The organism is Alphaproteobacteria bacterium (assembly GCA_040905865.1).
Taxonomy (GTDB): domain Bacteria; phylum Pseudomonadota; class Alphaproteobacteria; order UBA8366.
The window spans coordinates 31,212-50,927 of record JBBDQU010000016.1; the positions used below are offsets into that span (position 1 = coordinate 31,212).

Below are 19,716 nucleotides of genomic sequence, written 5' to 3' on the forward strand. Positions count from 1 at the left end.
TGTTTGGCTGGAGTCCCCTCACGCGATCAGCGTCAGGCCGAACAGGATCGCCAGCCACAGGCCCGTGGCGGCAACGGCGAGCCGTGGCAACATCCCGTGCGAAGACAGGTGCATGAACAGTGTTGCAATCAGCGTGGCTTTGCCCGCCGCAATAACGATGTTGAGAACGGCGTTGAATACGCCGAGTTCCACGAAAGAAAATCCGACGGTCAGACCGAGCAGCGCCATGAGCGCCCCATAGATCATGAAAAGTTTGCCGGTCTCGCTCATCGGTCTATCAGGTAGAGGATCGGAAACAGGAAGACCCAGACGATATCCACGAAATGCCAGTACAGCCCCATCGCCAGTATCCGCCGTCCGCGGCCCGCATCGCCTGTCCGGCGCCACATGCCCAGTATCCACAGCATGGCGACGAGCCCGCCGAGCAGGTGGGCCGCGTGCAGCGATGTCATCGTGAAATAGAGATTGAAGAAATATTCGGCGTGGACCGGTTCCGGCCCCTCGTAACGGAACGCCAACCCGAGAACCGGCGCCAGCCCCTCGCGGAATTCGCTGTAATATTCGTAACCCTTTATCGCCAGGAACGCCGTGCCAAGGCATGCCGTTGCGGTCATGGCCAATACGCAGGGGCGCCAATTGGATTTCCGTGAATACGCGTGGGCGAGGGCCATCGTCAGGCTGCTGGTGATCAGCACGGCCGTATTGAAGGTCCCCAGAGGCAGGGAAAGGTGCTGCGACGCGGCAGAAAATGTCTCGGCATGTTCAAGCCTTGCGGTGAGGTAGACCAGCAGCAATGCGCCGAACAGCATCGCTTCCGAACCAAGAAAGATCCACATTGCGAAAGCGTCGGCTGCCCGCTCCCGCGCCGCGATCCTGAAGGCCTCGCTCTGCGTGTTGTCGGTCATGGTCCCTCTTCCGGTGGCGGATAGGCATAGGGTGGACCTGAGACACGCGGCAGTTCATCGAAGTTATGCACAGCGGGCGGCGACGACGTCCGCCATTCGAGACCGGTCGCATTCCACGGGTTGTCCGTGGCGCGAGGCCCCCGGAACACTGACCAGCCCAGATAAAAGAGCGGCATCAGATAGCCCACGGCCAGCACCACAGCCCCTGCGGAGGACAGCACATGCCAGAAACTGAACTCCGGCGGATAGGCATGATAGCGCCGCGGCATGCCGAGATAGCCGAGCACGAATTGCGGGAAAAAGGTGAGGTTGAATCCGATGAAGGTCGTCGCCGCCGCGATTCGTCCCCACAGCTCGGAGTAGAGCCGACCCGTCATCTTCGGCCACCAGAAATGCAGCCCGGCCATGTAGGCCGTCACCATTCCGCCGACCATGATGTAATGGAAGTGGGCGACGACGAAATAGGTGTCGTGAAGATGCACGTCGACCGCGAGCGAGGCGACAAAAAGCCCGGTAAGGCCGCCAAAGGTGAATAGTCCGAGAAATCCCAGGGCATACAGCATCGGCGTTTCGAAACTGATAACCCCCTTGCGCAGCGTGAGGCTCCAGTTGAATACCTTTATGGCCGACGGAATTGCGACGCAAAATGACAGGAAGGAAAAAACGATTCCGGCGTAGGCGGACTGGCCGCTGACAAACATGTGGTGGCCCCAGACGAGGAAGCCAAATATCGCTATGGCCATGCTGGCCAGGGCAACCGCCTTGTAGCCGAACAGCGGACGCCGGCTGAAACAGGGAATAATCTCCGAAATGACCCCCATGCCCGGCAGGATCATGATGTACACGGCGGGATGCGAATAGAACCAGAAGAGGTGCTGGAACAGCAGGGGATCGCCGCCAAGCGCCGGGTCGAAAACGCCGATTCCGAAGACCCGTTCGAGGACGATCAGGATGAGCGCCGCGGCCAGAACCGGCGTGGCGAGAACCATCACGAGGCTGGTCGCATACATCGTCCAGACAAAGATTGGCAGCCTGAACCAGGTGAGGCCCGGTGCGCGCAGCAAATGGATCGTCACGATGAAGTTGATGCCTGTCATGATCGTGGAGAAGCCGACGATGAACACGCCGAGCGCCGCGATGCTGACAAAGCTGTTGGAATAGAGGCTGGAATAGGGCGTGTAGAAGGTCCAGCCGGTGTCGACGCCGCCGGCAATCACGGCGAACAGCGCAAACAGGCTGCCGACCATGAACACGTACCAGCTCGCGAGGTTCAGGCGGGGAAACGCCAGGTCCCGGGCGCCGAGCATGAGCGGCAGCAGGAAATTGCCCAGCGTGGCGGGGATTGACGGCACCAGGAAGAACCAGATCATGATGATGCCGTGGATCGAAAAGAGACGATTGTAGACGTCGTCGGTGACCAGATCGCCCGCCGGCGTGGCCAGTTCGAGCCGCATTATTACCGCCATGGCGCCGCCAACGAAGAAGAACATTGTCAACGACGCGAGATACAGCCAGGCGACCCGCTTGTGGTCGGTCGTCAGCAGCCACGAACGAACGCCCGAGCCTTCCTGGAAATAGGATTCCGGCGTGGCGGCGGTCTGCGTCATTGCACGCTCTCCCCGGGCGACAGGGACCGGACATATTCGGTGAGCATCTGCAGTTCCGATTCATCGATGAGGCCGTCGTAACTCGGCATGACCGGTTCGTACCCGGCAGCGATCTCCTTGTCCGGCATCAGGATCGAGTCGCGGATGTAACGGTCATCGGCTATCGTTGCCGTACCGTTCGAAAGAGCCACCGGACGGCCGAAAACACCGTCGAGCCGCGGCGCGCGGACCTGGCTCGAATCGCCGTGACAACCGGAGCAGCCGAGCGCGCGGAACAGCCTTCCGCCTGCCTGTGCAAGCGATTCGCCTTCACCCTGCAGTTCCAGCCATTCGGCGAATGCCGCCGGCTCCATCACAATGACGAAACCGCCCATCGCCGAGTGTTCGGTGCCGCAGAATTCAGCGCAGAACAGGCGGTAACGACCCGGCCTGGTCGCAGTGAACCAGACATGGCTTGCGCGGCCGGGCACAACGTCCTGCTTGACCCGAAATGCCGGCACATAGAATGAGTGGATGACGTCCTGGGATGCCATCGATACGACAACCGGCTGATCGACAGGAACATGAAGCTCGTTGATCTCCCGCTGGCCACCGGGATGACGGAACTGCCACATCCACTGTTTGCCGATCGCCGAGATTTCCAGCGCATTGGCGGGTGGATTGTCCCGGTCGAGGAACAAGACAGCGCCCCATACGAACAGTCCCAGGGCGACCAGGAACGACGTGCTGGTCCAGCCGATTTCCAGCCGCAGGTTGCGTGTCCGCCTGCCGGAGCGGTCCGCGCTGCTGCCGGCGCGATAACGCACGGCGTATCCGACAACGAGAATCGTCAGAAAGAGGCCGATGCCGAACGAAAACGCCACCAGGGTATAGAACAGCGTGTCTATGCCAGCCGCCCCTGCGGCGGCGCTTTCCGGTATGAACCGTATCTGGTCGTTCATGACCGGTTCCTCCGGAACAGGAGGACAAGGATGGCTAGGGAGAGAAGGAGCACGGTCAGGAATCCGCCAATCTGCAGCGATGCCATGACGACAGAGGTGTATCGACCCTTTGAGTCGTCGAACCCTGCGCACAGAAGGAACACCTGATCTGCGACCGATCCCAGCCGGCCCCGCGAGGCCTCCACGAGAGCAAGGCGGAGATCGCGCGCCTCAAACGCCATGGCGGGCAGGACACGCGCAATCCGCGCGTCGGGCGTCAGGGCGAAAATCGCTATCGGGTGTACGAATTGCCCGGCATGGGTGCGCGTCTGGAATGTCAGGCCGGACTCGCGAGCGAGGCGCGCGCCGGCGCCCCCGGCATCGGTGAGGAACCGCCACGGCCGGACGACATCCTCATCCGTGGCATCCGCGAGTTTGGCCCGCGCTTCGCGGGCGTCCCGGGAGGTTTCGTTGCTGTCGATGGAGATGAACAGGGCATTGTAGTCGCGCTCGTCCAATCCCGTTTCCGACAGGGCGTTTGCGACTGCCGTCTGCGCGACGCCGCAAAGATTTGGACACTTGGCGTATCCGAAAATCATCAGGGCAGGTTTTTCGGCAAGCGCCTCTTTCAGGGATATCGCCTGACCGTCGCCTGTACGAAATGGACTGTCCAGCGACAGGGTCGCGCCGATTTCCGGCGTGAATTCGGGTCGGGTATAGGCGCTGGCGCCAGACCAGGTGGCGAGAGCGACCAGCAACAGGGCGGTGGCGCGTCTCATTCGACGCCTCCTTCCAATTGCTGCCGGATTGCCGAACGGCACCGTGCTGCCTGCGGGGCGCGTGGCACGGCAGCCATGAGAAACCGGCAATCCCCATCCGCATTTGCGGCCTTCTGTCCCCAGTCCGGAAAGCCGTTCTCCGCCGCGATGCGCAGGGCGTCGGCAACCGGTATCCGCGCTATGCCGGCATCCCGGTCAACCCAGCCCAGGGTCGTCAGCGCCTGTTGTTCGCGCTGCCGAAAGGCCGCGAGTTCGGATTTTGGCGACCGCTGAAGAAGCGGACCGGACCCTTGCTGTTCGACGACAGTCGAAGGCCACCGCGCCGCCGTGTCGAAGAACAGGGCCAGAAGGGTCAGCGACGCCACGAGGAAGAGAATCAAACCGACACCGAAGACGATCAGCGCCTTCGGGGAGACGTCGCGGCTCTCCGGTTGCCTGGAATTATCCGGCACGGGCGCGCCTCCCCAACCAGGAATCGATCCGGTCCGATCGCGACAGGGCAACCAGGTATGCGAGGGAGAACAACCCGCCGGCTGCCAGCAGGGCCGATCCGTCAATCCATCCGGCAATTGCGCTGTCGCGCCAGACAGGCGGCCGAACCCGCCATAGCACATCAAGAAAATGGCCGATCAGGATGATGCATCCCAGCGCCATGACGCCGGACCGGGAGCGCTTCACCGCGCGATTAAGGAAAGCGGCAAATGGAACTGCAAAATGAAGGATGATCAGCAGCCAGAGAATGTAGCGCCACCCGCCCTCGACTCTCAGGAGATACCAGTGAATTTCAATCGGCAGGTCGGCCGCCCAGACGATCAGCCACTGCATGAAGGCAAGATAGACCCATATCAGCACAAAGCCGAAAAGCATGTTTGCCGTGTCCTCGCGAACGGAGACGCCGGGTCTGTCGTCAGCCGCCTGTATCGGTGTGTCGAGGGCAGCCAGAACAAGGATCGCCAGCGCATGAGCGGCAGCCATCTGCCCTGAAATTTCGAGCAACGGATACATGCTCGAGTAGAACTCCGGTTCGAGCGACATCATCCAGTCCACGGAGAACACGGAAATGGCGATGACATGCACTATCAGCCCTATCGCGGCATTCCGCTGGTGGTATCGTCGCCGGGTGACGGTCCCGGCCGCCGTGTCCGCCGTCAGGGTCCATCGCAGGACAAGCCATGCCAAGCAGAGCCACAGGACACTGCAGACGGCAAACCGCACCAGGAAGAACGGCGTGTTGAGATAGGCGAGCTTGCGACGAGCCGTTTCCGAGAGGCCGGACAGATCGCCATCGGCCCAGGGAAAAACGAGACCGAGCGAACCGGCTACCGGCAGGAGCAGAAGCAGTCCCAGCGGCAGCACCGTGACGGCGGCGCGTAAGGGCACGTACATCGCGCGGCCCCAGGCGCCGCCCGTCAGCATGTGGATCATCAGCACCGTAATGGCGCCAAGCGACAGGCCGAGGACAAACAGGGCCATCGTCATCCATGCGGCAACCGTGGCGGGACCGTCGAACATGAACCCGACGCCACAGCCGACGATACCCGCCGCCGCAACCGCGACGACAATGAGACAGCATCCGGTTGCCAGGCGGCTTTCCATCATCGTCCGGCCCCCTGATCGAGTTGTCGACGCAGCGCATCGGGCAGCATGTCGAGCGGTGCATGATGGGCAAGCTGAAGGGTCCGGATATAGGCGACGATGGCCCAGCGGTCTTCAGGCGGCACCCGGTCGGCATAGGGATGCATCGCGCCATAGCCCGCCGTGATGACGTTGTAGAAATGAACGTCCGGCGCCATTCTCAGGGCAGCCAGATGGAAGCTTGGCGGTTCGGGAAAACCGCGCTGGACGACGATACCCTTTCCGGTTCCCGACATGTCGTGGCAGGGTACACAGAATATGTTGTAGTGCTTCTGTCCCTGTTCGAGATATGCCATGCCGGGACGGTCCGGCAGGCTGGTTCGCTGCGGGCCGATGTCGTCATCGCGCGCGACGGTGCCTGGAACGGGAAGCCGGGCGGACATCCCATCCCGGAAGACGGGACTTGCCTCCAGCGGCTCCGACCGCGGCATGTCTTCCATCTGCTGGTCGCAGCCGGCGATAAGGATCGCCCCGAAAGCCGCTGCGAACGCGCGCATCATCGGGCAATCTCCTCGATTGAGATGGCTTCGACAGCGGCGAGATTCCGCGCCACCTCAGCCCTGTCGAAACGCGGGTCCGCCGCCTCGACCAGCAGGAAAAACCCGCCGCCGCGCGCGTAGGAAAACTTCTTCGCATTGAAAACGGGATGGTAGTATTCCGGCTGTCCGTTTGCCGCCAGCATGCCGAAAAACGCCGAGAGTCCGGCCCCCAGGATACCGCCTTCGAAGGCAAGGACGACGAAGGGCGTCCAGGCGTGCAGCGGTCGCCCGCCGACATTGATCGGGTAGTCTATCGCAAGGGAATACCAGACGAGACCATAGGTGGCCGCCGCCCCGATCACGCCGCCGGCCAGCACGACCCAGGGCAGGCGCGTCTTTCGCATGCCGAGCGCCGCCGCCAATCCGTCGATCGGAAACGGTGAAAACGCGTCCATGCGACGGTAACCGGATTCCCGCATCCGGCGCGCCGCCGACGTCAGCGTTTCAGGGTCGGGAAACTCGCCCAGGAGACCGTAGCAACTCATGGTCCGGCTCCCTGCGTCTCGTGCGCCAACTCCTCGACTTCAAAAATGGTGATCGCCGGAAGGATCCGGATGAACAGGAAAATCAGCGCCAGGAACGTGCCGAGCGAACCGAACAGGATTCCGAAATCGAGCCAGGTCAGGGACTGTTCATTCCACGACGATGGAAGGTAGTCGCGGCTGGGGCCCGTGACCACGATGACATAGCGCTCGAGCCACATGCCGATGTTGATCAGCAGGGCGATGACAAACAGCGCCGCCATATTGAACCGGATGCGCCGAAACCAGAGGGCCTGCAGCACCACGACATTGCAGAACAGCATCGACCAGAACAGGACCCCATAAGAACCGAAGGCGCGATTCCACATCATGTGGCGCTCGAACGCTTCTCCCGAATACCATGCGAAAAAGGCTTCGTTCGCGTAGCCATAGGCCACGAACAAGCCTGCGGCGATCATGATCTTCGCGGCGTTATCGATGTGGCGGTTCGTGATAATATCCTCGACCGCAAACGCGCGGCGTAGCGGAATCGCGATTGTCAGCACCATGGCGAAGCCCGAATAGAGGGCGCCGGCGACGAAATAAGGCGGGAAAATCGTCGAGTGGTATCCCGGGATCATCGCGTAGGCGAAATCGAGCGACACAATCGAGTGTACGGACACGACCAGCGGCGCCGCCAGGGCGGCAAGCAGATAGTAACTCGTGTCAAAACGCGCCCAGTGATAGGCGGAGCCGCGCCATCCCAGCGCCAGAATGCCGTAGAAAAGCTGGCCTGCCCGGCTTCTTGCGCGGTCGCGCAGGATGGCCAGGTCAGGCAGCAGCCCCATATACCAGAAGAGCAATGAAATGGTCGCATAAGTCGCGATGGCGGCGAAATCCCAGACCAGCGGGCCGCGCCATTGCGGCCATTGCATATGGGTGTTGGGCAGGGGGAGCAGCCAGTAGAAATACCATGGCCGGCCGAGATGGAGGATCGGGAACAGTCCCGCGATGGCAACGGCAAAAAGTGTCATCGCCTCGGCGAAGCGGTTGATCGACGCCCGCCAGGGCTGCCGTAACAGGAGCAGCACTGCGGAAATCAGGGTTCCGGCATGTCCTATGCCGATCCACCAGACAAAATTGCTGATCATCGTGCCCCAGGCCACGGGGATGTTGATCCCGTATTCGCCGACGCCGACGCTGAACAGGTACGTGATCGAGTACAGAAAGAGCAGGACCAGCAAAAACGCAGCGAGGAAACATGGCCAGAACAGGCGCGGCAGGCGGCCTTGCAACGCGATGGAGCTTATTCGCCGGGTGATTTCAGGAAAGTCGTGTGTCCCGCGCAGGACCGGAGGCGGATCGGGCGGCAGTCCGCCTTGCGGCAAAGGTTCAGCCATTGGAATCCCCTTTGGCAGCTTTACGTTGCCGCGCCAGTTCCGGATTCGGATTGCCGATCCTGCCGAGATAAGTGGTCCGCGGTCGGGTGTTCAGTTCCGCGAGCAATGCGTAGCTGTGCGCCGCGCCCTTTTCTTCGACGACGCGTGAGTCGGCATCGTTGATGTTCCCGAAAACGATCGCTTCGGTCGGGCAGGCCTGCTGGCACGCGGTGATAACGGCACCGTCGTCGATTGCACGGTCTTCAAGCTGGGCATCGATGCGGGCCTTGCTGATGCGCTGGACGCAATAGGTGCATTTTTCCATCACGCCGCGAGAGCGTATGCTGACGTCAGGATTACGCGCGGCCTGCTGCGGTCCGGCGGTTTCCTTGTCGAAGTCGACATATTGCAGGAAGTTGAACCGCCGGACCTTGTAGGGACAGTTCTGCGAGCAGTACCGTGTGCCGATGCAACGGTTGTAGACTTGGGCGTTCAGGCCGTCATGGGTATGAACTGTCGCATTGACCGGGCAAACGGTCTCGCACGGCGCCTTCTCGCAATGCATGCATGGGACCGGCTGGAAGAAGGTATCAGGCGTGTCCAGCGAACCGTGGTAATATCGGTCCACGCGCAGCCAGTGCAATTCGTGCCCGCGCGCGCACTCGTCCGGACCGACGGTCGCGATGTTGTTTTCCGTCTGACAGGCGGCGACACAGGACATGCAGCCGATGCAGGTGCTCTGGTCAATCGACATGCCCCAGGATTCGCCGGGATAGCGCCATCGGGGATAGAGTGATCTGGTCGGTGCGGGTGGGACGCCATCGTTGACGAAGCCGGGATTGGCGCGGAACTTTTCGAGGGACGTATGACGGACTATATGGCGGCCCTCCATGGCCTGATGGTGCTGGGTCGTCAGGACACGAATGCGCCCGCCGGTCGGTTCGACGGTTGCGCCGGCAACGATCGAGGATGCATTCAACGGCTTCAACAGGAAGGCGTCGTATCCCGACGCCATCGCCGCCACCGTACCGGCCTGTTGCCGCCCATGGCCAAGTGAGAGCGTCACCGTTTCGTCCGGATGGCCGGGGACGATCCACACGGGCGCCTCAAGCGTGCGCCCGGCATGGCTGATCCGCACAACCTGCTCGTTCCCGACACCAAGTTCTTCCGCCGTAGCGGGCGACAGCAGCGCGGCATTCCCCCATACCAGCTTTGTTATGGGCCGGGGCAATTCCTGCAGCATTGCCGAATTGGCGTGCCGCCCGTCCCAAAGGAAGGGATCCGGCACGAACCGCAGTTCCAGTCCCGTTTGCCGGGTCTGCTGCACCGGTTCGTCGCGGCGGCGCGGCGGCGGCATATCAATCGCGGGAAACGCGCTGTCGGCAACAACACCGCGTTTCAGGCTTTTCCGCCAGGCTGTCTCGTCCATTCGCTCGGCCCAGCTTTCCCGCACGATCGTGCGGACGTCCGGGCTGGCTTCGCCCGAGATCGCGGCAATGACCTCGTGCACGCCGATTCCGTTGTAGAGCGGACGAATGAGCGGCTGGATTATCGAGGCCGTACCGTCGAAGGCGCGCAGGTCGCCCCAGCTCTCAATCTCATGGGTGGCGGGGATGTGCCACTTTGCGTGCAACGCCGTTTCGTCCTGGTAAAGTCCCAGGTGGAAGAGGCGGGGGACGCGGTCAAGCGCCCCGGCTACGTCCAGTTCGGCGGGCGCCGTATGGACCGGGTTGGATTGCAGGACCAGGGCGGCATCGATCCGTCCGGCGCGAATCCCGGAACAGAAATCCGCGAGGTCGCCATCTGCCGCAAGTCGATGCGGGGGATCGATGAATGCAACGGTATGCCCCACCGAGCCGAGCCGGACATTCATCCGCATTGCCGCCTCGCAGGTTGCGGTAGTGGCGTTCGCACCGGGGACAACCAGAGCGTTCCGGCCCGCCTCTTCGAGGTCGCTGGCGAGAGCGGCGAACCATGCCGGATCGCCCGGCGGTTCCGTGTCCGCCACCGGATCTCTACCGCGCGCCTCGAGATACGCCGCCATGCTGTCCACGGCACTCGGTTTCACGGCGATCCTGTGGTCGGCCGTGGCGCCGGTGATTGTCGGGGTCGATTCGATGACGTAAACGCGGCTCATGTCGTCTGCCGGATGGCGGACCCGGCGCCGCGCCGCAAAATCGCGGGCATAGGCCAGGCGCCCCGGCGTTTCGTTCAGGAAATCGGCGTCGAGCGACAGAACCACGTCGGCCCTGTCGAACCGGTAGATCGGTGCAAGGTCGCGGCCGAATACATGTCGAGTGGCCGTATCCGTTGACACGCCGCCCAATGGATCGTGGAGAAATACCCGCGCTTCCGGCAGACGCAACCGCAATGCCTGCAATTGACGTTTTAGTGTGGGCGACGTCGTTGGCTCGAGTAGAATGGCGAAACCGCGTCCTCTGGTTTCGGCGATTTCATAAGACAGTCCCGCGAGGGCCCGTTGCAATGCCTGGAAACTTATCGGTCGCCCATCCCGCGTGGGCCATTGAGACCGATCCGGGTCGAAAGCGGCAAGCACGGCCGCCTGCATCACAGCGTCGGTTGCCCCCCGTGACGCCGGATGGTCAGGATTGCCTTCGACCTTGGTAGGACGGCCCTCATGCGTTTCGATGAGGGCGCCGATGCCATAGCCGCCACTCGCCAGCGTCGTGGCGTAATAACGGGGCTTTCCGGGGATCACATTCTCCGGCTGATTTACATAGGGTACGATGCTTTCCGCCTCGTCGCACCCGGAGAGGCCCGCCAGCGCCAGGGAAGCGCCGAGCAGCTTCAGGACCGTTCGCCGGTCCGAAATTCCGTCCATTGATGCCGCGGCGGCAGGAAATTCCGATGCGAGGTATTCACGGAATGCATCGCTGTCCGCCAGTTCATCGAGTCCGCGCCAGGGTTCCTGCCGTTGGCCGAGACGACGGCGCAGCGTATCGAAACTGCAGGATTTCCGGGCGGAGGAATTAGCGATGACAGGCATAGCAATCCATCATCTTTTCGCGGCGAATGTCGTTGGTTGTCATGAGCGCCGCCTGAATGGCCTCCAGATTGCGTGGCGGCTTCCACCTCATGTCGAAAACCGACGACGGCGGCCGAAGTCTGGGCGCCGGATCGCGGTGGCAATCCAGGCACCAGTCCATGGTCAGGGGATGTTCCCGAACCATCAGCGGCATGTCGTCCACCTGCCCGTGACACGTTACGCAGGCAACGCCGGTCTTCAGGTGGATGGCATGGTTGAAGTAGACAAAATCCGGTACGCTGTTGACGCGTTTCCATTCCAGCGGCTGACCGGTGGCGAGGCTATCGCGGACCGGCGCAAGCATGGCGGCGTTGGTCCATATTTGTGAGTGGCAGGTCATGCACACGCCGGTCGCGGGCAGCCCTGCAAACGCAGACACCTCGACACTATTGTGGCAATAACGGCAATCGATCCCAAGGCCGCCTACATGGTGCGCGTGACTGAACGGAACCGGCTGTTCCCGCGCCTGTGCCGTGTTCGTGTAAAAGCCGGAACGCGGCGCCAGCGTCGCGATCAGGAGCACGGCCACCGCCGCCGCCACGATTCCAAACAAAACGAACCGGGCAACGCCGTTCGCGTATGGCTTGAAAACCTGCGCTGTCTCCTCCCTCGGATTGACCCCTTACCTACTGAATTCAGCACAACTCGTGACCATATCGGTTCCATGACGTCAGGACCCTGACAGCCGGTTGTCGCGACGGTCTACCGGCTCACGCCGTCAAGCTCGATCACCGCGTCGACATCCGACTGCACCGGGTTGTAGGGGCGTTCGCGACGGATCCGGACAGTGGCCCAATCACGCGACGCTGTCTTCGCGCCCCGGCTGTAGAGAAGGCGTTGGGGCTCGCCGTCGCGCGCCAACGCGATATCCGCGACGGACCCTGAATTTTCTCCCGTATCCAGCAGAATGTCGGCAGAAAAAAGCTTCGAAGCGAGAACGCCGTCGCGCACGCCAAGCGTGCCGGAAACCGGTCCGTAATACCGGTCGAACTTCCCCAGCTCGGCTGGTTTGCCCCGATACAGAAAGGCCTTGCGGTCAATGTCGTAATAAAGCTCATTCCACGGGATAATCACGCCGTCCGCGTCTATGATTTCCGGTTCTTCAACGGATAGAATCACCTTGATTTGTCCTCCGCCCTCCAAAGGAATGAGAGCATCCGTGACAGCCCCGATCTGCGGCTGGGGGTTGTAATAGCCACGCCCCTCCGGCTCCAGCATCACCGGAGCGTCAATAACGGCGCTCAGCATGATCGGCCTGTCCGTCTGGCTGAACGATCGCAACGGCCAGACAAGACAGAACCCGATCACCATCGCTGAAAGTATCGAAGTGGCGGAAATCTTCGCCATGTTCAGCCTTTCTTTCCGATTGGCTTTCCATGAAACCGGCGCGGTCCGGCATGCCGCGATATTTCGTCCGGTTGCCGTCGGTCCAGGCGCTGTTAATTGTCGAGAACGAACGTAACCAGCATATGGACCTTGTATTCGGACACCCGGTCGTTATCGATGACGACTTCCTGTTCCTTCACCCACGCGCCCTTCATATTGCGGACCGTCTTGGCCGCGCGTGTCAGGCCTTCGTTGATGGCGTCCTCGAATCCCTTTGTCGATGTCGATGAAATTTCCGTCGTGCGCGCAACCGTCATTGGTATTCTCCTTTTGCCATGTTTGATATCAGGTCAACGCGGACCCTGGCGTCTTGTTCCGGAATCACGGTTCGATATTTCCCGCCGGCCCGGCGCCGCCGAACCGAGTAACCGGACGCAATACTTGCGTCCGGTTACTCAAGATGTGTTTTTTAGGGAGCGGCATCCGGCATCATCGACCGAACCCGTTGTCGTTCATTTTATTGTAGTCAAAAAGTTCGGCCCGCGAGACTTCCTCCCGCGAATACGGCAGGCGGTAATATTCATGCCCGGGGCTCCAGGCATGCGGATACCTGTAGAACGGATAGGCAAAGGGTCCGACGTAGCCATGGCCGCTCGCTGGCGCGACGATAACCGATCTGACGGCGCCGTCATTGTCGAAGATCAGGTCGGACACGTAACCGTAGTTTTCGTCGTTGGCGAGGACGACATAGTCGTCAAGCAATTCGGTTGCCTTCCACTTGCGTGGGCCGGCGGTGACATCCTCCGCGACCCTTTTTGTCGCACCCACGTTCCCGACGACATGAAAGATCGAATAATCCTCGACCGTCTCCTCCCTGACGGGGATTGTCACGCGGTCGGCGTTTTCCCGGCCAACCTCGTCCCATGGCACGGCAACATGCGTGTCGCCAATATCCCAGAATCCGCCGACTTCCGCGATAATGGCCAGGGCATGGCCATTTTCGTCGATAATAATGTTCTCCACTTCGCCGATTTCATCGCCTTCCGGACCGTACACACTGGTATCCATCAAGCGCCTTGCGCTCCATCCGTTGTCATAGAGCGCCTGATAATCCCAGTCGCGCAATGCGATAATGTCGACTGTTTCAGATCGCGCGGCGGTCTTTTCTGACGCGTTTGCGGGGCGCTGTTCCTGTCCTGATGCCGGTGCGGTCAAGGCGATGCCCAACGCGGCCGCCAACGACGCAACGGTCAGATATGTCTGCCGGGGCATGGTATCCTCCTGGGTCGGTGAACGTTCCGGGATGGTAACGCCGGCGTCCGGTGCGTGTTCCGAAACCGCACCCTTCGGTCCCGTTTCGGTCCCGTCGGCAATTCCCGAAATGCCTCATCGAAGCGGGCGGAGACGTCGAACGGCGCCTTCGGACTCGTCGATCAGTATGTAGATGTAGCCGTCCGGACCCTGCTCGACATCGCGCACGCGTTCACCGATCGGGATACGTTCTTCGTTGGCAACTTTGCCACCATCGAGGTCGAGCCTGACGAGCGCATGCTCGGTCAGTCCGGCAATCAGCAGATCCCCTTTCCAGTCCGGGAATGCATCGCCGCCATAGAAGGCGATTCCCGACGGCGAAACGACCGGGTTCCAGTGATAAACCGATCCCGCAAGATCGGGACGCTCCGACGGATCGGGAATGTCGATAAATGTATAGTGGCGACCCCAGCTTACCAGCGGCCAGCCATAGTTTTTCCCCGCTTCGGGAATGTTGATTTCGTCGCCGCCGCGCGGCCCTAATTCGCTGATCCACAGCGCACCGGTCTCCGGATGAATGGCCGCGCCCTGAACATTGCGATGACCGTAGGACCAGATTTCCGGCTTTGCGTTCCGGTCGCCGACAAATGGATTATCCTCGGGTACGTTTCCATCCGGCCTGATTCGGACGATGGTTCCCAGATGATCGGACAGATCCTGAGCAGGATCGAATTTGAATCGTTCGCCCAGCGTGATGAACATGGCGCCATCCGGCGCGAATACAATTCGCGATCCGAAATGCTTGCCGCCGGAAACTTTCGGTTCCTGTCGGAAGACGACCGCCACGTCGGTCAAACGCTCATCGTTCAATTTACCGCGGGCAACCGCGGTAGAGGCGCCGCCCTCGCCCGGTTCCGCATAGGAAAGGTAGATGAGCCGGTTCGACGCAAATTCGGGATCGAGCGCGATATCCAGCAGTCCACCCTGGTCCTCGGCATAGACTTCCGGAACACCGGCGACCGGCGCCGATATCTGGCCATCCTGAGAAACGATCCGCAACCGGCCCGGGCGTTCGGTCACCAGTATCCGGCCATCCGGCATGAACGCCATGCTCCATGGATGCTCCAGTCCGCCCGCGACAAGTTCGGTGCCGACCGATCCCGCGCTGGTTATTACCGTGCCGCCGGTGACACTGCTGGCCGGCGCACACGCCAACCCCATAATGGACATCAGGATGACGATCGCCGATCGCATCTCTACCCTTGCAGGCGACAAGCCGCCGCGGACCTCGTGCCAATTCGTTCTCATATCCGTTAACCCCGATTGTTTCGTTCGTAAGCGGCATTTTGCTACAATAACGATACGATGCTCGATTTCGTTCCGACGGCTGAATGTTCCCCGTACCCGTTGCAGCAGGAAATCTCCCGCATCCCCTCGGGGAGCGGGCTTCGTCAACGTCCGGGCGCGGCGCGACCGCTCGGCGGTGACCTGATTGTTCTGCGTCATCGGACAGGCCAACGGGCGGACCTTCAGAGTCGAGCTAAAGCCGGGACATGCCTAGAAGATCAGCATCAGAATCCCGATGACAACCAGAAGTCCGACCAGGAAGATGAAACCGACCGTGCCGCCAATGAACCTGAACATTCTTAATTCTCCCATGTATCCATAGCACCTTCACGTGTTGGCTGGGTCGCCAGAGGCGATTCCAAACAAACACGACCTGATCCAGGATTAACGAACGCTGAACGGACGACATTGTTCAGATTGTCGATCGCCTGGGGAACTGGCACGGCCATTGACGCTCCGGGCGGCAGCCATTGAGCCGGTAAACGGGCTGTCGGCGTTTTATCACCGTCGCTCGTCTTCGACGGCGCACCATGCGAGGAATGGTTCCCGGTCCTGCAGAAAGGCCATGGTTTCTTCCGGCGTCAGCCATTTCTCCAGCGCCGCCAGGTCCGCGGCACGCTCCGATTTGGTCCGCGCCAGAACCCCCGGTACGTCGATTTGTTCCGGAGCGGATTCCGTCCGGTCCTCGATCTGCGCCAGATGCCAGTCGCGCAGCGACCGGTCGCGGACGAGATGCCGCAGCGGCCCGTCCGGTTCCACCGCGAAGCGTTCAAGGTTTTCCTCATACGCGGCCAGTATCCCGGGCAGACGCCGTTCTTCGGGCGTGCGCAGAATGGCGAGGCGGCGCAGCGCGTTGCCCCAGCCCACGCTGCCGCCGATCCAGGACAGCGGCGCGGCCAGAACCAGCCCCGCGGTTATCGGCAGCATCCACAGGAAAAGGTCGGGGTTGAGCGTCCAGGCCAGCAGGCCCAGCCCCGCGCCCGCGCCCATGTGCCATCGATGCGCCCGCACCGCATCGGCGAAGGGAATACTGCCGTCGCCGCGCCGCTGGGGCGCCCAGCCGCTGTCCCCGCCGAGCAGCACCTCGCGTACGATCCGGGACTGCGCCATCATCATGATGGGGGCGTAGAGCACCGACATCAGCAGTTCCGCCACGACACCCGCCGTCAGCGCCAGCGGACCGCCGAAGCGGAACAACCGCCGGGGATGGAGCATGACCCCGAGCCATCCCAGCGTCTTGGGACCGAGCACCACGGCAATCGACAGTACGAAAAGGCCGATGGCGCGCTCGCTGTCGAAAACGGGCCAGGTGGGAAAGAGCGACGGTTCGGTGAAATATTCCGGCTGCGCAAGGGCTGCCTGCACCGCGATGACCAGCCCCACCGCCACCAGCCCGAACCACAATGGCGCGCTGAGATAGGCCATCATGCCGCTCAGCAGATGCATCCGGCTGACGAACCGCAGGCCGCGCGCAAATACGAACCGGCCATGCTGCAGGTTGCCCTGGCACCACCGGCGGTCCCGCACCATCACGTCCTGCAGGGAAGGCGGCGCTTCCTCGAAGCTGTCCGGCAGATCCGCGTCGAGCCGGACGCCCCATCCGGCGCGAACCAGCAGGGCCGCCTCGATGAAATCGTGGCTCAGGACGGGCCCCCCGAACGGCGGCTTGCCGCCCAGGATTGGCAGCCGGCACGCGGCGGCGAAGGCCTCCGTGCGGATGATGGCGTTATGGCCCCAGAAATTTCCGCTGCGGCCATGCCATGCGGCAAGGCCATGGCCGACGACCGGTCCGTAACACCGGTTGGCGAATTGCTGCAGACGGGCGTACAGGCTGCGCGCGCGGACAATCGCCGGCAGGGTCTGCAGCAGGCCGAGGCCCGGATCCGCGGCCAGCCGGCGGGTCATTTCGACGATGGTTTCCGGCCCGATCAGGCTGTCGGCGTCCAGCACCAGCATGGCGTCATAGGCGCCGCCCCAGCGCGAGACCCAGTCGGCGATGTTGCCAGCCTTGCGTTCCGTGTTGTCGCGGCGATGGCGGTAATAGATCGGACAGTCGTCGCTCGCCCCGGCGATCAGGCGCGCGAATGCGGCCTCTTCGGCGATCCAGGCCGCCGGACGATTACTGTCGCTGAGGATGAAGACGGCATACCGGCCGGGCGCCAGCCGTCCCAGGCCTTCCGTCATCGCGGACAGCCGCGCGGCGACGGAACCGCCGTCTTCGTTGTATACCGGCGCCAGTATCGCGGTGCGGAATGCAACCGGATCCTCGCCGGGCGGCCGGGCAAACGCGAGATCGGACCCGAGCTGCCGCAGGAATCCCAGGACGGCCTGACAGAATGCGAGGCTGATCCAGGTGAAATTCAGCGCGAAGAACACCAGGAACACCCATTGCAGGACCGTCAAACCGCCGGTCGCCATGACGCCATGCATTTCGATCACGCCATAACCGGAAAGACCGAGGGTTCCGGCGACGAGAAGAAGGCGGGCCGCGGCAGTGGTCAGCTTCCGCCATACGCTGCCGCCCGGCCGCCAGTTCCGGCGCAGCCCGTGCAGCGGCTGGCGGGGCATCGCCAGCGGCGCATCCGGCGGCCGCGACGGGCTGAGACCCGCATCCAGCAGCGTCTCAGCTGCGAAGCCAGCGATTGAGCCAGGTTTCACCGACCGGGTTTCCATTCATAAGGGGTTGAAGGCGTATTTCGCATAACGGCGCGCTGCCGGGATCGAAGGTCACGAAAACCCGGAACCCGCCGGTCGATGGATTCGGCTGGATCCTTGTTTCCAGGAGCCGGCCTGTCGAAACCGAGACATGCGGGGTTACCTCGCCCGCCGCAATATTGGGCGCCGCGCCGTAATCGACGACGTACTGCTGCTTGCCGTTCGCGAGGTCGAGACCGAAGGCGCTGCGGCCGACCGTCGCAATATCCTGCGGCGGCGGATAATCGTTCGGCCATGTAAGCCGGTAGGAAAAGGGAAATGCCACCCCCGGTTCGAGGGGCCGGCTCGGCCGCCAGTAGGCAACGATATTGTCGTTGCCCTCGAAGGGGGAGGGTATTTCCACGAGGTTGACGAAGCCCGCGCCCCAGTCGCCGCGCGGCGCGACCCATGCCGACGGCCGCTTGTCGTAGTGCGCCTCAAGATCCTGGAACTGTGAAAAATCACGGATCCTCTGAATCAGACCGAACCCTTTCGGGTTCTCGTCGACGAAGGCGCTGACCTGCAGGGCGGCGGGATTGGCGAGCGGGCGCCACAACCGTTCCCCCTGCCCGGTGACCATTGCAAGCCCCAGCGAATCATGGACGGCTGGGCGGTAATCCGGCCGGTCCGGCGGATCGATGGCGCCATGCATGAACATGGATGTCAGCGCGCCAAGGCCGATATGGGTCAGGGGCGCGCGCGGGATCAGCGTCGCGTCCACGTCGATCGTCGTCGGCGCGCCGGGATAAATGCCAAAGCGGTAGGCGCCGGCAACACGGGGACTGTCGAGCAGGGCATGCGCCACAATGGCGTTGGCGCGAGACGACGGCCGCTCGATCCAGAACCGGCGAAAGGTCGGAAACTCCTCACCCGTCGGTTCCGCCACGTCGATCGCAAGGCCCCGTGCCGACAGCCCGTAGTGCTGCCCCTTGGAAACGGCGCGCAGATAACTCGCGCCCTGGAAGACGATGAATTCATCACGATAGTCGGGCCGGTTGAGCGGATAATGCAGCCGGAATCCGGCGAATTGCGCCACCTTGCTGATCAGGGCGCCGATTTCCGGGTTCGGCGCCTCGAAACTTTCCGGCCCCACGGCGATGGCGCGGGACCGACCGTCTTCGACGATGAAAACATCGACGCCATGCTTGTACAGCGAGCCAGGCGCAAAGAGCTCGATTGAAAACGGCGTTGGAGCCTGGCCCCAGATGGCTTCATCCTTGCGGTACCGGATTTTGCGATAGGCATCGTAGTCGAGGTCTTGCAGCCCGGCGGGCAGGGCCGCGAGCGGCCGGAAGGGCTGCGATGCCAGCGCACGGGCCTGATTCACGACGGTGTCGCGGGTGAACGGTTCGGTGTCGCGGGCGGCCGGTTCCGTCCTGCCCGACGGCCCCGCCATCCCGGCACCGGGAAGCATCAGGGACAGCCCGGCTGCCAGCCCGCCCATGACCTGTCGCCGGCACAGCAATCTTTCGTTGGCGCGCATTGTAATTGAACTTTCGATCGGAATCCTTATCCGGCACCAGAACGTGAAGCCGGCAATATGGTTCCGAATAAAGCGGCCATATGGCAACGGTTGGACTTAAATAAGGCAACGCCGCCGGATCCGCCGCCAGCCGTCTCGAAACCGGTGGTCTATGCCGGGCAAGTTCATAAAAATCGGTGACAAAAATCGGTGACAGTGCACTATTTATAATTTCCAAAACCGGTGACAGTGCACTATTTAAAATCGGTGACAGTGCACTATTTTTGATACGCTGCAATCTGCCCGACTTCGCCAGGGTACAATCATGAATCGTTAACGTGCGAGGATTTCGGCGCGGAATGCCG

18 protein-coding genes are annotated in these 19,716 nt (G+C 62.1%); all 18 read right to left on the reverse strand.

What is annotated here, in order from left to right:
* Nucleotides 1-18: 18 nt before the first annotated feature.
* Complete coding sequence (locus tag WD767_03950; GenBank protein ID MEX2615230.1) at nt 19-270, reverse strand: cytochrome C oxidase subunit IV family protein; 252 nt, start codon at nt 268-270, stop codon at nt 19-21.
* On the reverse strand, nt 267-905 hold the full coding sequence (locus tag WD767_03955; protein ID MEX2615231.1) for a cytochrome c oxidase subunit 3: 639 nt from the start codon (nt 903-905) through the stop codon (nt 267-269). Before WD767_03955 ends, WD767_03950 begins: the two co-directional genes overlap by 4 nt.
* On the reverse strand, nt 902-2,512 hold the full coding sequence (gene ctaD / locus WD767_03960) for a cytochrome c oxidase subunit I (protein ID MEX2615232.1): 1,611 nt from the start codon (nt 2,510-2,512) through the stop codon (nt 902-904). The genes WD767_03955 and ctaD overlap by 4 nt, the downstream gene beginning before the upstream one ends.
* Nucleotides 2,509-3,453, reverse strand: coding sequence for a cytochrome c oxidase subunit II (gene coxB / locus WD767_03965; GenBank protein MEX2615233.1), 945 nt, complete (start codon nt 3,451-3,453; stop codon nt 2,509-2,511). Before coxB ends, ctaD begins: the two co-directional genes overlap by 4 nt.
* Nucleotides 3,450-4,211, reverse strand: a complete 762-nt coding sequence (locus WD767_03970) for an SCO family protein (protein MEX2615234.1) — start codon at nt 4,209-4,211, stop codon at nt 3,450-3,452. The genes coxB and WD767_03970 overlap by 4 nt, the downstream gene beginning before the upstream one ends.
* Nucleotides 4,208-4,663: a hypothetical protein gene (locus WD767_03975; protein MEX2615235.1), complete on the reverse strand. Its 456-nt coding sequence runs from the start codon at nt 4,661-4,663 to the stop codon at nt 4,208-4,210. Before WD767_03975 ends, WD767_03970 begins: the two co-directional genes overlap by 4 nt.
* Nucleotides 4,653-5,810, reverse strand: a complete 1,158-nt coding sequence (locus tag WD767_03980) for a hypothetical protein (GenBank protein ID MEX2615236.1) — start codon at nt 5,808-5,810, stop codon at nt 4,653-4,655. Before WD767_03980 ends, WD767_03975 begins: the two co-directional genes overlap by 11 nt.
* The gene (locus WD767_03985; GenBank protein MEX2615237.1) at nt 5,807-6,346 is read right to left on the reverse strand and encodes a cytochrome c; all 540 of its coding nucleotides are present in this window, start codon (nt 6,344-6,346) and stop codon (nt 5,807-5,809) included. Before WD767_03985 ends, WD767_03980 begins: the two co-directional genes overlap by 4 nt.
* Entirely contained in the window at nt 6,343-6,870 is a 528-nt protein-coding gene (locus tag WD767_03990; GenBank protein ID MEX2615238.1) for a DUF3341 domain-containing protein, read from the reverse strand. Before WD767_03990 ends, WD767_03985 begins: the two co-directional genes overlap by 4 nt.
* Nucleotides 6,867-8,246, reverse strand: coding sequence for an NrfD/PsrC family molybdoenzyme membrane anchor subunit (nrfD, locus tag WD767_03995; protein ID MEX2615239.1), 1,380 nt, complete (start codon nt 8,244-8,246; stop codon nt 6,867-6,869). Before nrfD ends, WD767_03990 begins: the two co-directional genes overlap by 4 nt.
* Complete coding sequence (locus WD767_04000) at nt 8,239-11,232, reverse strand: TAT-variant-translocated molybdopterin oxidoreductase (GenBank protein MEX2615240.1); 2,994 nt, start codon at nt 11,230-11,232, stop codon at nt 8,239-8,241. The genes nrfD and WD767_04000 overlap by 8 nt, the downstream gene beginning before the upstream one ends.
* Nucleotides 11,216-11,800 carry a cytochrome c3 family protein gene (locus tag WD767_04005; protein ID MEX2615241.1) on the reverse strand — a complete coding sequence of 195 codons (585 nt, stop codon included), beginning with the start codon at nt 11,798-11,800 and terminating at the stop codon, nt 11,216-11,218. Before WD767_04005 ends, WD767_04000 begins: the two co-directional genes overlap by 17 nt.
* Nucleotides 11,801-11,973: 173 nt before the next feature.
* Nucleotides 11,974-12,618 (reverse strand): hypothetical protein, encoded by a 645-nt coding sequence (locus WD767_04010; GenBank protein MEX2615242.1) that lies wholly within the window; start codon nt 12,616-12,618, stop codon nt 11,974-11,976.
* A gap of 92 nt (nt 12,619-12,710) precedes the next feature.
* Nucleotides 12,711-12,914, reverse strand: coding sequence for a dodecin family protein (locus tag WD767_04015; GenBank protein MEX2615243.1), 204 nt, complete (start codon nt 12,912-12,914; stop codon nt 12,711-12,713).
* A gap of 172 nt (nt 12,915-13,086) precedes the next feature.
* Complete coding sequence (locus WD767_04020; protein MEX2615244.1) at nt 13,087-13,869, reverse strand: PRC-barrel domain-containing protein; 783 nt, start codon at nt 13,867-13,869, stop codon at nt 13,087-13,089.
* Nucleotides 13,870-13,983: 114 nt separating this feature from the next.
* On the reverse strand, nt 13,984-15,078 hold the full coding sequence (locus WD767_04025) for a PQQ-dependent sugar dehydrogenase (GenBank protein ID MEX2615245.1): 1,095 nt from the start codon (nt 15,076-15,078) through the stop codon (nt 13,984-13,986).
* Nucleotides 15,079-15,696: 618 nt separating this feature from the next.
* On the reverse strand, nt 15,697-17,853 hold the full coding sequence (gene mdoH, locus WD767_04030; GenBank protein MEX2615246.1) for a glucans biosynthesis glucosyltransferase MdoH: 2,157 nt from the start codon (nt 17,851-17,853) through the stop codon (nt 15,697-15,699).
* Nucleotides 17,819-19,372, reverse strand: a complete 1,554-nt coding sequence (locus WD767_04035; protein ID MEX2615247.1) for a glucan biosynthesis protein G — start codon at nt 19,370-19,372, stop codon at nt 17,819-17,821. The genes mdoH and WD767_04035 overlap by 35 nt, the downstream gene beginning before the upstream one ends.
* Nucleotides 19,373-19,716 lie beyond the last annotated feature (344 nt).

Bases quoted from the DNA above. Each gene is read 5' to 3' on its own strand.
- WD767_03950 (MEX2615230.1), bottom strand. From the start codon at position 270: ATGAGCGAGACCGGCAAACTTTTCATGATCTATGGGGCGCTCATGGCG.
- WD767_03955 (MEX2615231.1), bottom strand. From the start codon at position 905: ATGACCGACAACACGCAGAGCGAGGCCTTCAGGATCGCGGCGCGGGAG.
- ctaD (MEX2615232.1), bottom strand. From the start codon at position 2,512: ATGACGCAGACCGCCGCCACGCCGGAATCCTATTTCCAGGAAGGCTCG.
- coxB (MEX2615233.1), bottom strand. From the start codon at position 3,453: ATGAACGACCAGATACGGTTCATACCGGAAAGCGCCGCCGCAGGGGCG.
- WD767_03970 (MEX2615234.1), bottom strand. From the start codon at position 4,211: ATGAGACGCGCCACCGCCCTGTTGCTGGTCGCTCTCGCCACCTGGTCT.
- WD767_03980 (MEX2615236.1), bottom strand. From the start codon at position 5,810: ATGATGGAAAGCCGCCTGGCAACCGGATGCTGTCTCATTGTCGTCGCG.
- WD767_03985 (MEX2615237.1), bottom strand. From the start codon at position 6,346: ATGATGCGCGCGTTCGCAGCGGCTTTCGGGGCGATCCTTATCGCCGGC.
- WD767_03990 (MEX2615238.1), bottom strand. From the start codon at position 6,870: ATGAGTTGCTACGGTCTCCTGGGCGAGTTTCCCGACCCTGAAACGCTG.
- nrfD (MEX2615239.1), bottom strand. From the start codon at position 8,246: ATGGCTGAACCTTTGCCGCAAGGCGGACTGCCGCCCGATCCGCCTCCG.
- WD767_04000 (MEX2615240.1), bottom strand. From the start codon at position 11,232: ATGCCTGTCATCGCTAATTCCTCCGCCCGGAAATCCTGCAGTTTCGAT.
- WD767_04010 (MEX2615242.1), bottom strand. From the start codon at position 12,618: ATGGCGAAGATTTCCGCCACTTCGATACTTTCAGCGATGGTGATCGGG.
- WD767_04015 (MEX2615243.1), bottom strand. From the start codon at position 12,914: ATGACGGTTGCGCGCACGACGGAAATTTCATCGACATCGACAAAGGGA.
- WD767_04020 (MEX2615244.1), bottom strand. From the start codon at position 13,869: ATGCCCCGGCAGACATATCTGACCGTTGCGTCGTTGGCGGCCGCGTTG.
- WD767_04025 (MEX2615245.1), bottom strand. From the start codon at position 15,078: ATGTCCATTATGGGGTTGGCGTGTGCGCCGGCCAGCAGTGTCACCGGC.
- WD767_04035 (MEX2615247.1), bottom strand. From the start codon at position 19,372: ATGCGCGCCAACGAAAGATTGCTGTGCCGGCGACAGGTCATGGGCGGG.